This window comes from Phreatobacter sp., from assembly GCF_027532945.1.
In the GTDB taxonomy this organism is placed as follows: domain Bacteria; phylum Pseudomonadota; class Alphaproteobacteria; order Rhizobiales; family Phreatobacteraceae; genus Phreatobacter.
In genome coordinates this window covers 1-14,097 of sequence record NZ_JAPZTZ010000019.1, presented here as the reverse complement: position 1 = coordinate 14,097, position 14,097 = coordinate 1, and the positions used below count along the sequence as shown (strand labels likewise).

The following is a 14,097-nucleotide window of genomic DNA, read 5'->3' as shown; positions in this document are numbered from 1 at the left end:
GGCAAGCGCCGGTTAGCGACAGGCCCATGGCAGGAAGGTGCTGGCCATGCCGGCATTCATGGCCCGGACCGTCATGGCATTGGCGAAATCGGTCTCGCGGCCCGGCCGCGGACAGATGGAGGGCGGCCCCTGGCAGCCGCCCTCGATGAAGGCGGCATGGGCGGCAAGGAAATCGGCACTGAGGCCGTCGCGGCCCCAGCGTCGCAGAGCATCCGCCGTCGCCTGCCGATAGCGGGAGCATTTCTCCGCCGCGAAGGCGGCGGGGTCCTGCGCCACAGCCGGGCTCGCGGCCGCCAGGGCCAGCAGCAGCGCGGCGAGAAGGCATCGGAACGAGGCGGTCATGCCCCTCGCCTTACGCCGGCCGGTTGAGGCCTGCAATGTCAGGCGATGAGCTTCAGCGCGCGGAAGCTGGCATGACCGGCCCGCCCGACGATGATGTGGTCATGGACTGTGATGCCCAGCGGCTTGGCGATATCGATGATCTGCTGCGTCATCAGGATGTCGGGCCGCGACGGCGTCGGGTCACCCGACGGGTGGTTGTGGACCAGGATCACCGCGGTTGCCGACAGCTCCAGCGCCCGCTTGACCACTTCGCGGGGATAGACCGGGGTGTGGTCGACCGTGCCTTCGCCCTGCACCTCGTCGGCGATCAGCGCATTCTTGCGGTCGAGATAGAGCACCCGGAACTGCTCGCGCTCGGAAAAGGCCATGGCGGTGCGGCAATAATCGATGAGTGCCGTCCAGCTCGACAGCACCGGGCGCCCGGCGATGGCCGCCCGGCCGATGCGCAGCGCCGTCGCCTGGACCAGCTTCAGTTCGGTCGCAACGGCGGCGGTCACCCCATCGACCTCCGCCAGCCGGGCCTCCGGCGCCGCCATCACGTCGGCGAAGGAGCCGAAGCGCTTCAGCAACGCCTTGGCCAGCGGCTTTACGTCCCGGCGCGGAATGGCGCGAAACAGGATGAGCTCCAGCAGTTCGTAGTCCGCCAGGGCTTCAGCGCCGGCTTCGCGAAAGCGGCTGCGCAGGCGGTCGCGGTGGCCATGGAAGTGCGGGACCTCGGCAAATCCCCGCTGCTCCGCCTCCGCCACCTTCGGGTCCTCGTCCATCGGCCCGCTCCGCCCATCCACACGCGAGGGTAGCCGAGCCGGAGGAGCACAGCCCTTCGGAGCTTTCCGGATGGCCGGGGCCAAGCGGCCATCCTCCGATCGTCGGAGAGCCCCGTGCTTGCCCTTCGGGCCGCCGCGGGAGACTGTCCGCCCGACGAGGAGAGAGACATGGCGACGTTCAAGGCAGTGGTGGTCACCAAGGGCGACAACGGCACGACGGCGAGCCTTGGCCGCTTCGACGAGGCCGACCTGATGGAAGGCGACGTCACCGTCCGCGTCTCCCACTCGACCCTCAACTACAAGGACGGCCTTGCCCTCACCGGCAAGGCGCCGGTGGTCCGCCGCTTCCCCATGATCCCAGGCATCGATTGCGCCGGCACGGTCGAGACCTCGACCCATCCCGACTTCAAGCCCGGCGACGCTGTCATCCTCAACGGCTGGGGCACTGGCGAGACCCATCTGGGTGCCTATGCCGAGAAAACCCGGGTCAAAGGCGACTGGCTGGTGCCGCTGCCCGCCGGCCTCTCGCCCGCCGAGGCCATGGCCATCGGCACGGCCGGCTATACCGCCATGCTCTGCGTCATGGCCTTGCAGCGCCACGGCATCACCGCCGACCGTGGTCCGATCGTGGTGACGGGGGCGGCCGGCGGTGTCGGCTCGGTCGCAACCGCGCTTCTTGCCCGCGCCGGCTATCACGTCATCGCCTCGACCGGCCGGCCCCAGGAGGCCGAATATCTCAAGTCGCTCGGCGCCGCCGAGATCATCGACCGCGCCGAGCTCTCGGCTCCCGGTCGGCCGCTCGGCAAGGAGCGCTGGGCCGGCGGTGTCGATTCGGTCGGCTCGCACACCCTCGCCAATGTCCTCGCCATGACCCGCTATGGCGGCGCGGTCGCCGCCTGCGGCCTCGCCCAGGGCATGGACCTGCCGGCCTCCGTTGCGCCCTTCATCCTGCGCGGCGTGTCGCTGCTCGGCGTCGATTCCGTCATGGCGCCGAAGGCCCTGCGCCTCGAGGCCTGGTCGCGCCTCGCCGCCGAACTCGACCGCGAGGCCCTGGCACGCATCACCTCGACCATTCCGCTGGAAGGCGTGATCGAGGCCGGTGCCGCCATCCTCGAGGGCCGCATCCGCGGCCGCGTCGTGGTCACGATCGATTGAGTTGCCGGGCCGGAACGGGGAGCGCGAGGGTCGCGTTCCCGGTCCGACACGGAACATGCCCATGACCCAAGGCGCCCTCACGGCCTCGGCCCGCCTCCGTCTCATCCCTGCCATCGTCGCGATGGTCGGCCTTGCCCTCGCGCCTCATGTGGCCCTGGCCCAGGCCGGTTTTCCGCCGCCAGCGCCGGGCATGGCGCCGCCCTCCTTCGGCAATCCGACGCAGCAGCATTTCGAGATCCTGCGCCAGCAGGATCAGCAGCGGCGGGACTTCGACGCCTTCCAGCGCAGCCAGCAGCGCATCCAGCAGCAGAACCTCGACACGATCCGCCGCCAGCAGCTTCAGCAACGCCGCGACCTCGACACAATGAGGCGCGAGCGGTTCGACGCGGAGGCGCGCGCCGCCTCCCCCGCCCGTCAGGTCCAGGGCGCCCGGCCGCGTCGCCCTCTCACCGACGAGGAGCGTGCCCGCATCGATCGCACCACCCGTCTCCCGCCCACTGGGCTGCCCTCCATCATGATCGAGGACAGGCCACGCCGCCGCTGATGCGGAGCCTTGTCACATCCCCGTCAGCGCGATGGTATTTGCACCGCAAAAGAGCCATGATCCCTGCGGAACCTGAACCTCGATGTCCCGCACCCGGCTCACCATCTTCTCGGTCGTCTGCGCGCTGATCGGCTGCCTTGCCCTCGGCACGTTCTGGTACAACCGGCCGACGACTCTGGTCATCGCCGTGGGCCCGGCCGGGTCCGAGTTCGCGAAACTGGTCGACAGCTTCCGCCTTGGCCTGCAGCGGGAGCGCTCCAGCGTCCGCCTGCGGCTCGTCTCCTCCGACACGCCTTCCGACAGCGCCACCAAGATCGAGCGCGAGGATGTCGATCTCGCCATCGTCCGCACCGACATCTCCTTCCCCGCCTCGGCCCAGGCCGTGGCAGTCTGGCAGCGCAACCCGGTCATCCTCGCAGCCCCCATCAGTTCCGGCATCCAGCGCTGGACCGACCTCAACAACCGCACCATTGGCGTGATGGGGCGTGGCATCGGCTTCAACAACCGGCTCATCCAGACCATCCTGCGCGAACACGGCGTGCAGCCGGCAAGCGTTCGCATCATTGAGGTCCCGCCATGGGAGGCCGGGGACGCCATCCGCAACAAGCTGATCGAGGCGATGGTCACCATCGGCCCGACCACGTCGCGGCCGGTCGCCGATGCCATCGCCGGCATCGTCCGGGAGACGCCTGACGGCGCGGTCAAGCTGGTGCCGGTGCGCGAGGCGGAGGCGATGGCCGAGCGCGTGCCATTCCTTGAGGCCATCGACGTGGTGGCCGGCTCCTTTGGCTCCAATCCCCCGCGTCCGGCCGACACCTATCCAACCCTTGGCGTCGTTCACTACCTCGTCGCCCGCCGTGGTCTCGATGATTCCGTGGTCGCCGAGCTGACACAGCAGTTGTTCACGCAGCGCCCGGCGCTGGCCCTCCAGCACCCCATCGCCAATCGGCTGGAAGTGCCGGACACCGAAAAGGGCTCGTCGGTGCAGGTCCATCCCGGCGCCCTCGCCTATCTCACCGGCGAGCAGAAGACCTTCATCGAGAAATACAGCGATATCCTCTACCTCACGATCTTCGGACTTTCGCTCGGCGGCTCTGCCCTGGCCGCCATAGCCGGCTATCTCGGCATCGGCAGGCGCGAGAAGGATCCTGGCCGCCTGCCCGAGGTCCTGGTGCTGCTGCGCGACGTGCGCGCCACCGATGACAACGATGTGCTGGACGCCATTTCCGGGCGCGCCGACGACATTTTCGTCGAGGCCGTGGAGGCCTCCAAGCAACCCGGCTTCGATTCGGCCCAGTTCGCCACGCTGACCCTCGCGCTCGACCGGTTGAATGCCGCCATCGCCGACCGCCGGCGCTCCCTCGCCATGGCCGAGGACGAGACGCCCGACGCGGAGCCGCTCGCGCCGGTCATGCCCGTCGCCGTGGCGGCGGGCGCCGGCTTCCCGCGGGGGTGACGCGCCCGCGCGCGGCGGCTATAGGTTCGGCCGCAGCGTTGGAGGAGGACCGTGGTGGCCGCGCCCCGGATGGAACCCCGGACCAGTACGATCGAGGAAGCCTGCATCGCCAAGGGCATGCGGATGACCGATCAGCGCCGCGTCATCGCCCGCACCATCGAGGCCGCCGACGATCATCCTGACGTCGAGGAGCTCTATCGCCGCGCCAGCGCGATCGATCCCAACATCTCGCTGTCCACGGTCTACCGGACGGTGAAGCTCTTCGAGGATTCCGGCATCATCACGCGCCACGCCTTCGGCGATGGCCGCGCCCGCTACGAAACGATCCCCGAATCGCATCACGACCACCTCATCGATCTGCGCTCCGGCCGCGTGGTGGAATTCCAGTCGGAGGAGATCGAGCGGCTTCAGGCCGAGATCGCCCGCAAGCTCGGCTACCGGCTGGTGGACCACCGCCTGGAACTCTATTGCGTGCCGCTCGATGACGAATCCTGACAAGCCGGGCACCGAGTTCGGGCGCGGCGGGCCGACCATCTTCGACGCGATCCGGGCCTCGTTCTGGCTGGCGATCCTCATCCTCGCCGCGCTCGTCATCCTGCCCGCCCAGATGATCGCCCACGGTTTCGGCCTGGGCGCGCGGCGGATCATCCCGATGGTCTTTCACCGTGTCGTCCTGCGCGCCGTCGGCGCCCGCGTCACGGTGCGCGGCGAGGCGACGACGCACCGGCCTGCCCTCTTCGTGCCCAACCACGTCTCCTGGCTCGACATCATGGTGCTCGGCGCCTTCGCGCCGGTCTCCTTCGTCGCCAAGTCCGAAATCGCGACATGGCCGGTCTTCGGCTATCTCGCCCGCCTGCAGCGCTCCATCTTCGTTGACCGCGACCGCCGCCAGACGACCTCGCAGACCGCCGAGGAGATGATCGCCCGGATGCGTGAAGGCGAGCCTGTCGTGCTCTTCGCCGAGGGCACCTCCTCGGACGGCAACCGCGTCATCCGCTTTCGCCCCGCCCTGATCGGCGCCGCCGAGAGCCTTGCCCGCGCCACCGGCGAAACGGTGTGGATCCAGCCCATCGCACTGGCCTATCGCCGGCTGAATGGTCTGCCCTCGGGGCGCCAGCACCGGCCGCGCATGGCCTGGGTCGGCGATATCGACATGGTGCCCCACGCCTGGGACCTGTTGAAGGACGGCGCGGTCGACGTCGATCTCATCTTCGGCAACCCCATTCCCTTCGATCCCGCCACGGACCGCAAGGCCATCGCCCAGTTCCTCGAGCATCGTGTCAGACAGATGCATTCCGCCGCCCTGACGGGCAAGGACGAGGACCTGCCGCCCATCGCCCGCTGACGGGCGATCAGCCGAGCCCGAGTTCGGCGAATGCGACGTCCAGCTGCGCCGTTGCGATCGCCATGACGTCGGGAAGCGTCGTCCAGATGAGCCAGGCCTCCACCGGAACGCCAGGGTGGATGCGCGCCAGCAGCGCCCGGTAGAGCGCCAGCTGCGCCACATAGGCCGGCGGGACCTGGTCAGGCGCCCGTGGGGCCGGGTCGTTGGTCTTGAAGTCAGCGATGATGACGCGCTCTCCCGTCACCACCAGCCGGTCGATCTGGCCGGAGACCGGCCGGCCACCCATGCGGCCCGCCACCGGCACCTCGGCCCGGCTGCCCGGCCCGAAAAGCGGCGCGAGGCGGACATCGTCCATCAACCGCAGGGCTTCCGCCCCATAGCGCTCCTGCAGCTCCGCCGGCAGGTCGGTCTGGGCGGCGAGGAACCGCGCCGCCGCGCCGGGCCGTTTGTCGGCGGGAACCTCGGGCAGCGATTGCAGCAGCCGGTGGATCAGCGTGCCACGGCGGATGGCGGCCTCGCGGTTCGCCGCCGCCTCCGGCGTCATCCGCCGCACGGCGAGCTCCTTGCCGACACCCGAGGGGGTGATCGTGCGAGGGGGCAGGGCCACGGGTGGCGCATCCCGCGTAAGGATCGCCGGCAGGGCCGCGCGCGGGGCCTGCATATCGGTGGGCGCCGCGCGGAGCGTCGCCGGCACAGGGCTGCCGCGCCGCCAGCGCTTCACCGGGCCCTCGCCGTCATCGGCCTCTTCCTCGACGCAATGGGAGCCCAGCGCCGCGTCGATCATGTCGTACCAGACGCCGGTTTCCGTCTTCCGCGAGCGGGCGCCGCAGATGATGAGCCGGTCGGCAGCACGGGTCATCGCCACATAGAGCAGCCGCCGGTACTCCTCCTCCTGCGCCGCCCGGTGGGCGAGCCTTGCCGTCTCGACCAGCGGCACGTCGGCCTTCGATCCCGGCGACCAGACGAGGCGCGGCGGCGTCCCCGCAGGGCTGTTCGGCGGCAGGATCTCGAAGATCTTCGGCTCGTGGCTGGTGCCCGGCTTGCCCGTCGTATCGGCGAGGATGACGATGTCCGCCTCCAGGCCCTTGGCGCCATGGACGGTCATCACGCGCACCTCGTCGCGGCCAAGCTCGAGGTCGCGCTTCACGTTGAGCTCGCTCGCCCGCATCCGGCCGAGGAAACCGCGCAGGGTCGGGATGTCGGATGCCTCGAAGGCCAGCGCCATGGCCATGAACTCGTCGAGCGCGTCAGCCGCTTCCGAGCCAAGGCGGGTGAGGATCGCTTCCCGCCTGCGGTCGCGGCCAAGCACGCGGCCGTAGAAGTCGGCCGGCGAGAGGGTACGCGCCTCCTCGCGCCACCGCGCGAGCGTCGCCATGGCGGGATGCTCGTCGGCGATGAGCGCGTCCCAGAGCGAGCCTTCGCGTCCCGAGGCAAGTTCGAGCAAATCGTCCTCTGACAGGCCGATGAGCGGGCTCTTCAGCACGGCGGCGAGCGACAGGTCGTCGTCGGGGGTGAGCAGGCAGTCGCCCAGCGCCAGCAGGTCCATGACGGCGATATGCTCGCCCAGCACGAGCCGGTCGGCGCCGGCCACCGGCACGCCCTCGTTCTTCAGCGCGCGGATGATGCTCTCGAACAGCGGTCCGCGACGCCGCACCAGAATCAGCACGTCGCCGGCGCGGATGGGCCGGTCGCGGTCGGGAAGGCGATGGCCGTCGCGCGTCCAGATGCGGACATGGCGGGCGATGCGGGCGGCAAGGCGTGTCGCCGGATCGCCGAGGCCCGGGGCATCGACCGGGGCGGTCCAGGGCGAGGCCTCCTCGCGCGGCTCCGGCGTGATGGCCGGCCACAGTTCGACGAGGCCGGGCGCCTCGCGCCGGGCGGCTTCGTGCACGATGGCGGCGCTGTCGTCGTAGGACAGGCCTCGCCGGGCATCGCCGTCGCGGAACAGCGTGTCCACGGCGTCCAGCACCGCCGAGGTGGAGCGGAAGGAGAAATTGAGACTGATCCGCGGATTGAAAGGCTGGTTCGCGGCCTCGAAGCGGCGACGGAAGGCCTCGCGCAACTCGGTGAACTTGCGCGGTTCGGCACCCTGGAACGAATAGATCGACTGCTTCTCGTCGCCGACCACGAACAGCGTGCGGTTCTGGCCGCGCGCGCCGATGCCGGCGGTGAACTCGGCGATCAGCGCCTCGACGATCTGCCACTGGTCGGGGCTGGTGTCCTGCGCCTCATCGACGAGCACATGGTCGATGCCCTGGTCGAGCTTGTAGAGAACCCAGCCGGCGGCGCCGCCCGCAAAAAGGTCGCGCGTGCGCGCGATGAGGTCGGCGAAATCCAGCGCCCCCCGCCGCGCCTTCTCGGCCTCCACCCGCGCCGAAATGGCCTGGGCAAGGGTGAGGAGCGCCGCTGTGCCCTCCTTCAGCCGGGCCGCCTTGCGCCGGGCGCGCAGGCCAACGACACGCTCCTGCTCGCGGTCCAGGGCATCGGCGAGGCCCGCCGCCGCGGTGCGGACGGCTTTGGTATAGAGGCGCTTGCGCGGTTCCCCGTCGGCGGTGAGGAAAATGCCCTCGTAGATTTCGGCGCGGTTTGCGGCGCGCGCGACGGCGTCGCGGAGCTTCGTGGCGAGCTTCACCTCGGTCTCGGCGCTGGAGGCCGAAACCAGCGCATCCGCCACCGCCGGCCATTCGCTCACCGGCGGATCGGCTTCATCGACAATGGCGGCGGTGAGCGCCGCCTCGGTCTCGTGCGGCAGGACCCCCAGCATGTCGCCGAGCCCGGCCATGGCCGCATCGAGCCCGCCGCGCGCGGTAACGTCCCGCTCCATCGCCTCGCGCGCCGCCAGGGCCTCGCCGAGCAGCGAATCGACGGTCGGATCCGCGGCGATGGTGGAGAGATAGGCGAGCGCCCGGCCCATGGCGCCGTCGGGATCGGCGGCGGCCTCCAGAAGCACCTCCAGCTTCGCTCGCTGCACGAGATCGGCATGGGCCGTCTCGTCGAGGACCTGGAACTGCGAGGCGACATTGGCCTCGAAGGGGAACTGGTGCAGCACGCGTTCGCAGAAGGCGTGGATCGTCTGGACCTTCAGGCCGCCCGGCGTCTCCAGCGCCTCGGCGAAGAGCCGGCGGGCGCGTGCGAGCTCTGCCGCGCCATGATGCGCGCCGTCGAGCTCGTGCAGCGTCTGGCGCAGCGTCGCATCGTCCATCAGTGCCCAGCGCCCGAGCAGCTCGAAGACGCGGTTCGCCATGGTCGCCGCCGCCGCCTTGGTGAAGGTGAGGCAGAGGATGGCGCCGGGCTTGGTGCCGGCCAGCATCAGCCGCACGACGCGGCGGGCGAGGACGAAGGTCTTGCCCGAGCCGGCATTGGCCGAGACCCAGGCGGAATGGGCAGGATCGGAGGCGGCGCGCTGGGCGATAACCGCCTCGAGCGGGGCGACGAGGGGCCGGCTCATGCGTCCTCTCCCCCGGCGGCGCCGGTCGACCATTCCTTGACCCGGGCGAGATGCGCATAGTCGCCGGAGCGCCCGCCGACATATTGCGGCATGGCCCAAGACAGGTAGCCGCGCCGTTCGTTCTCGTAAGCCGCGACCAGGTCGCGCAGGCCGTCGAGCGTCTCGGCGATCAGCGTCTCGGCATCGGTGTCGAGCTTCACGGTCGCGAAATCGCCGGCCGGGTCGCGGCCACCGAGCTTGGCATAGACGAGGCCTGTGACGGTGAGGCCGGCCGGGATCTCGGCGAAGCCGCCGGCCTTCAGCACCGCGCCCTCGAGCGCCAGCTGCGGCGCGAGGCCGACATTGACCTGCGGCGCGCTTGGCGGCGAGCCGGTCTTGTAGTCGACGATCTCCGCCGTCCCGGTCTCGGTGACGTCGATCCGGTCGGCCTTGGTGGTGAGGCGGAAGACCCGGCCCGCCGGCGTCGGGAATTCGAGGAACCCCTCGCGCTCGGCATGGGTTGCGACGAAACGGCGGCGGCGGTCGGCATCGGCCCCGGCAAACCAGGCGGCAATCCTGAGGTAGCGCGGCCACCAGACCGCGCGGACGGAGGGATCGTCCCAATAGGGCGCGAAAGCCTTCCGGCCGAGCTCGACCAGCCGGCCGACCGGATCGGCGACGGGACCGCGCGAGGCCTCCTTGGTGAAGGCGTCCAGCGCACCGTGAATGACGATGCCGCGCTCGATGGCGCCGGGCACCTGGTCGAGCGCCTCCAGCGCCGTGAGTTTCAGCACGTGACGGGCATAGATCGCATAGGGGTCGCGCTGCAGCGTCTCGATCTCGGTGACCGACAACCGGGTCGGGCGCAGCGCCAGCGGCGGCGACGGGTTCGGACGAAGCGCCGGCCGGGGCCGCTCCTCTGACACGTCGAGGCGGCCCGCGAGATCGACGATGCGCTGGCCGCGGGCGATCAGCGACCGCCACCGCTCGGGTCCCAGCACGGCGGCGAGGCGCTGCATCCAGCGCGACGGGACAGTCGGTACGCCGCCCGCCTTGGTGGCGCGGGTCAGCACCACCTGCGGCTGGCCGAAGAGCTGGCAGAAGTCGTGGGCGGCAAGGCCGACGCGCCGCTCCGGCGGATCGATGCCGAAGCTCGCGCGCATGGCGCGATTGAGCCAGGGGTCGAGCCGCGCCTCGCCCGGCCAGGAGCCCTCCACGAGCCCGGCCATGACGACGCAGTCGACGGCGAGAAGGCGCGCCTCGACGAGGCCGAGGATGCGAATACGGGCGCCGGGATTGCCGGGGAGGCGCACCGTCTCGGTCTGCATCAGCGCGTCGAGCGCGGCGGGATAGTCGGCCGCCCGCAGCGTGAAGGCGCTGGCTGCGGCCGAGCCGGCCAGCCGCTTCAGGAGGTCCGCCACGGCCTCGGCGCCGGTGGCGGAGGCGTCGAGGCCGAGGGCCTCCAGCACGGTGAGATGGGCGGCAGCGAGGGTCGCGAGCGACGCCTCGCCCTGAAAGACGGCGAGCGGCGCGAGGGCGGCGATGGTCTGCCCAAGAAGCGCCCGGCCTGCCGCCAGCGCCTCGCCTGTGACGCGGCTCGCCGGCCGTTCGGGGCGCGGCCGGCCGCTCGGCAGGGCCTGGTCGAGAAGGCCGAGGAACCCGGCGAGGCCGCCGGGTGGGCGAAGGCCACGCAATGCCCTGAGTTCGATGGCGGCGATAGCGGCATCGCGCGCCGCAGCCTCGCCCTCCACCCTCTCGAGGCCGATAGCGGGATGGTCGAGAAGGGCAAGGAGGTCGGCCGGCACCGGCTCTTGCAGGGCCAGCGCCGCGGAGAGCCGCGCCACCGTGGCGCCCGCCGTGCCGGTCAGCGGCCGGCCACCCGAATCGTCGACCGGGACGTTCCAGCGGCCGAGTTCAGCCATGACGCGACGGGCGAGCTCCCGGTCGGGCGTCACGAGCGCTGCGTCGCGGGTGGGGTCTTCGGCCACCTCGCGCAGGACGATGGCGATGGCGAGGGCCTCCTCGCGCTCGTTCGCCGCTTCGATGACGGTGACGCCGTCGAGCGCCGCGTCAGGGATGGAGAGGCCGCCCATGGCCCAGCGGTCGGTGGTCGCGGCTGGCCGCATCGCCTCCGAGACCAGCGCCTCGCGGCCATGGGGCGCGGGCGCGGCCAGCACCGCGACCGACTCACGGTCGATGCCGACATGGGTGATGAGCCGCTTCAGACCGAATTGCGGATGGGCATGGGCGGCCGCGCCCCCCTCCGCGTCGATCGCCTCCCACCCGGCGGCGTCGAGATCCATGTCGAGACCCGGCAGCACCAGGGCGCCGCGCGGATGATGCGCCACCACCTTCAGGAGGTCGCGGGTGGCGAGGATCGAACCGGTGGAGCCGGCGGCGATGATCGGGCCGGGCAGGGCGGCAAGGCGCTGAGCCTCCGCGGCGATCATCCTGTCGCGGCGGATCGCCGGTTCCTCCAGCCCTTTTTCGGCAAGATGGGCCGGCCAGGCCTCGCGGGCGATGCGCAGGAACTCCGCCGTCATCCGCCAGAACGGATCGAGCGATGAATCGACGATGGTATCGAGCTGCGCCCACGGCACGCGCTCGGTCGCCACCTGGTCCATGAGCCGCATGAGGTCGGCGGCGAGCGCCAGCGCGTCGGCCGTGCCGGTGGAGACGATGAGCGGGTCGTCGGGCTGCAGGCGCAGGATCGCCTTGTCGACGCTTCCCGCCCAGAACCGCACCAGCATCGCCAGCGTCAGCCGTCGGTCGAGGCCGGGCACTTCCGGGCCGATGGCGTCGAGCCCCAGCGCGTCCAGCGGCATGGGATCGGCAAAGGCCCATTCCTCCTCGTCCACATCGCCGATGGGGGCGATGCGCGGCAACAGCACGGCGCCGTCTGTGGCAAGCTCGGCGAAGATGTCCCGCATGGCCCGGCAGGCGCGCCGGTTGGGCAGCAGGATCGTGCCGACGGCGAGCGACAGCGGGTCCGCGCGATCAGGCCAGCCGGGCAAGACCTCGCCGGCGAGGATCGCCTCCGCCAGCACCCTCAGATGCGGGCGGGAGGCTGGAATGGTCAGGACGCGCGGGTGAATCGGCATGATCTAGTCGTGCCCCGCCGGAGCCCCTGCGACAAGTTCGCATATGCACAGGCAAGCGGCATTGCTGACATTTGTCTGGTCAGTGATACCACCCCGCTGCCCAAAGCCTGATCAAAGGCAGCGCATATCTTCGTCTCGACAGATGTTGCACCGCAACTAGCCTCTCCGGGTCCTCGAACTTGGAGTTTTCCCATGACGATCGATCGCATCGACCGCCGCGACCTGATGAAGGGTCTCGCGGCCGCCTCGGGTCTCGCCATGCTGCCGACGGGCGCCGCGCAAGCCCAGGAGAAGGTCATCCGTTACGGCATCTCCATGGCGGACATTCCCCAGACCACCGGCCAGCCCGACCGCGGCGCCGGCGGCTACCAGTTCACCGGCCACACCCTCTACGACCCGCTGGTCGCCTGGGAAATGAATGTCGCCGACCGCCCCGGCAAGCTCGTCCCGGGCCTCGCCACCAGCTGGGCGACCGACCCGGCTGACAGGAAGAAGTGGGTCTTCAAGCTGCGCGACGGCGTCAAGTTCCACGACGGTGCGGCCTTCGACGCCGACGCGGTGATCTGGAACTTCGAGAAGGTCCTGAACAACCAGGCGCCGCATTTCGACCAGCGCCAGTCCTCGCAGGTCCGTGCCCGCCTGCCCTCGGTCGCGAGCTACCGCAAGGTCGACGCCATGACCGTCGAGGTCACCACCAGGACGGTGGACGCCTTCTTCCCCTACCAGATGCTCTGGTTCCTCATTTCCAGCCCCGCCCAGTTCGAGAAGGTCGGCCGCGACTGGCAGAAGTTCGCGCTGCAGCCCTCCGGCACCGGCCCGTTCCGCCTCGGTCGGCTGCAGCCGCGCGAATTCGCCGAGCTGGTCCGCAATCCCGACTACTGGGACAAGAACCGCATCGCCAAGGCGGACCGCATCATCCTGTCCTGCCTGCCCGAGCCGATCACCCGCACCAATGCCATGCTGGCTGGCACCGTCGACTTCATCGAGACGCCGGCCCCCGACGTCATGCCGCGGCTGAAGCAGGCCGGTTTCCGGCTCATCGACAACGTCACGCCGCACGTCTGGAACTACCACCTGTCGACCCTGCCGGGCTCGCCCTGGACCGACATCCGCACCCGCCGCGCGGCAAACCTCGCGATCGACCGCGCCTCGGTGGTGGAGCTGATGGGCGGTCTCGCCAAGCCCGCCTATGGCCAGGTGGACCACACCAATCCGTGGTTCGGCAAGCCGAACTTCGAGATCAAGTATGACGTGGACGGCGCCCGAAAGCTGATGACGGAAGCGGGCTACTCGCGCTCGAATCCGCTGAAGACGCAGTTCATCATCGCCTCGTCCGGTTCGGGGCAGATGCTGTCGCTGCCGATCAACGAGCTCTGCCAGCAGATGTTCAAGGAGGCCTTCATCGAGATCGACTTCCGCGTCGTTGAGCTGGAGCCGCTCTACCAGGCCTGGCGCCAGGGCGCGGCGCACGAGTCGCTGCGCGGTATCACCGCCAACAACGTGGCCTATCTCACCTCGGACCCGCTCTACGCCTTCATCCGCTTCTTCCACTCCGGCCAGGTCGCGCCGGTCGGCGTGAACTGGGGCCACTACAAGAACGCCGAGGTGGACAAGCTGATCGACAACGCGCTGGCGACCACGGTCGAGAGCGAGCAGAACGCGCTGATGGCCAAGGTCCATGAGAAGGTGGTCGACGACGCGCTGCTGGTCTGGGTGGTGCATGACACCAACCCGCATGTCGCGAGCCCGAAAGTGTCGAGCTACACCCAGGCTCAGCACTGGTTCCAGGACCTGACGACGCTGGGTTGAGTCCTTGGGGCTTGAACTGTACCGGCCGCTCGTCGGTTCCGGTTTGCTCGCAGCCCATACCGTCAAGCCCGGCCATGTGCCGGGCCTGACCGGCGGGTTGGGCGCCGCCGACACGCCGGCCGCGGAAATCCCATCCGCCAGCGCGCCCGCACCA

10 protein-coding genes are annotated in these 14,097 nt (G+C 70.2%); 6 read left to right on the top strand and 4 right to left on the bottom strand.

Features of this window, described 5'->3' with window-relative positions:
• Positions 1–12: 12 nt before the first annotated feature.
• A complete protein-coding gene (locus O9344_RS14840) occupies positions 13–342 on the bottom strand; it encodes a hypothetical protein (RefSeq protein ID WP_298478867.1) in 330 nt (109 codons plus the stop codon).
• 38 nt (positions 343–380) lie between these two features.
• A complete protein-coding gene (radC, locus tag O9344_RS14835; RefSeq protein WP_298478864.1) occupies positions 381–1,106 on the bottom strand; it encodes a DNA repair protein RadC in 726 nt (241 codons plus the stop codon).
• A 168-nt stretch (positions 1,107–1,274) separates the two neighbouring features.
• Here radC and O9344_RS14830 point away from each other — a divergent pair, with 168 nt between their 5' ends.
• From O9344_RS14830 to O9344_RS14810, 5 genes are all read left to right on the top strand, one after another.
• The gene (locus O9344_RS14830) at positions 1,275–2,261 is read left to right on the top strand and encodes an MDR family oxidoreductase (protein ID WP_298478862.1); all 987 of its coding nucleotides are present in this window, start codon (positions 1,275–1,277) and stop codon (positions 2,259–2,261) included.
• 61 nt (positions 2,262–2,322) lie between these two features.
• Positions 2,323–2,805 carry a hypothetical protein gene (locus O9344_RS14825; RefSeq protein WP_298478859.1) on the top strand — a complete coding sequence of 161 codons (483 nt, stop codon included), beginning with the start codon at positions 2,323–2,325 and terminating at the stop codon, positions 2,803–2,805.
• A gap of 82 nt (positions 2,806–2,887) precedes the next feature.
• On the top strand, positions 2,888–4,261 hold the full coding sequence (locus tag O9344_RS14820) for a TAXI family TRAP transporter solute-binding subunit (RefSeq protein ID WP_298478856.1): 1,374 nt from the start codon (positions 2,888–2,890) through the stop codon (positions 4,259–4,261).
• Positions 4,262–4,330: 69 nt separating this feature from the next.
• The gene (locus tag O9344_RS14815; RefSeq protein WP_298478946.1) at positions 4,331–4,756 is read left to right on the top strand and encodes a Fur family transcriptional regulator; all 426 of its coding nucleotides are present in this window, start codon (positions 4,331–4,333) and stop codon (positions 4,754–4,756) included.
• The gene (locus tag O9344_RS14810; protein WP_298478853.1) at positions 4,743–5,606 is read left to right on the top strand and encodes a lysophospholipid acyltransferase family protein; all 864 of its coding nucleotides are present in this window, start codon (positions 4,743–4,745) and stop codon (positions 5,604–5,606) included. The genes O9344_RS14815 and O9344_RS14810 overlap by 14 nt, the downstream gene beginning before the upstream one ends.
• Positions 5,607–5,613: 7 nt before the next feature.
• Here the strand turns inward: O9344_RS14810 and addA are convergent, their stop codons facing one another.
• Both addA and addB read right to left on the bottom strand, forming a co-directional pair.
• On the bottom strand, positions 5,614–9,054 hold the full coding sequence (gene addA / locus O9344_RS14805; RefSeq protein WP_298478850.1) for a double-strand break repair helicase AddA: 3,441 nt from the start codon (positions 9,052–9,054) through the stop codon (positions 5,614–5,616).
• Entirely contained in the window at positions 9,051–12,134 is a 3,084-nt protein-coding gene (gene addB / locus O9344_RS14800) for a double-strand break repair protein AddB (RefSeq protein WP_298478847.1), read from the bottom strand. Before addB ends, addA begins: the two co-directional genes overlap by 4 nt.
• Positions 12,135–12,392: 258 nt before the next feature.
• Between addB and O9344_RS14795 the strand changes: the two genes are divergently transcribed.
• Positions 12,393–13,943 (top strand): ABC transporter substrate-binding protein, encoded by a 1,551-nt coding sequence (locus tag O9344_RS14795; RefSeq protein ID WP_298478943.1) that lies wholly within the window; start codon positions 12,393–12,395, stop codon positions 13,941–13,943.
• The last annotated feature ends 154 nt before the right edge of the window (positions 13,944–14,097 follow it).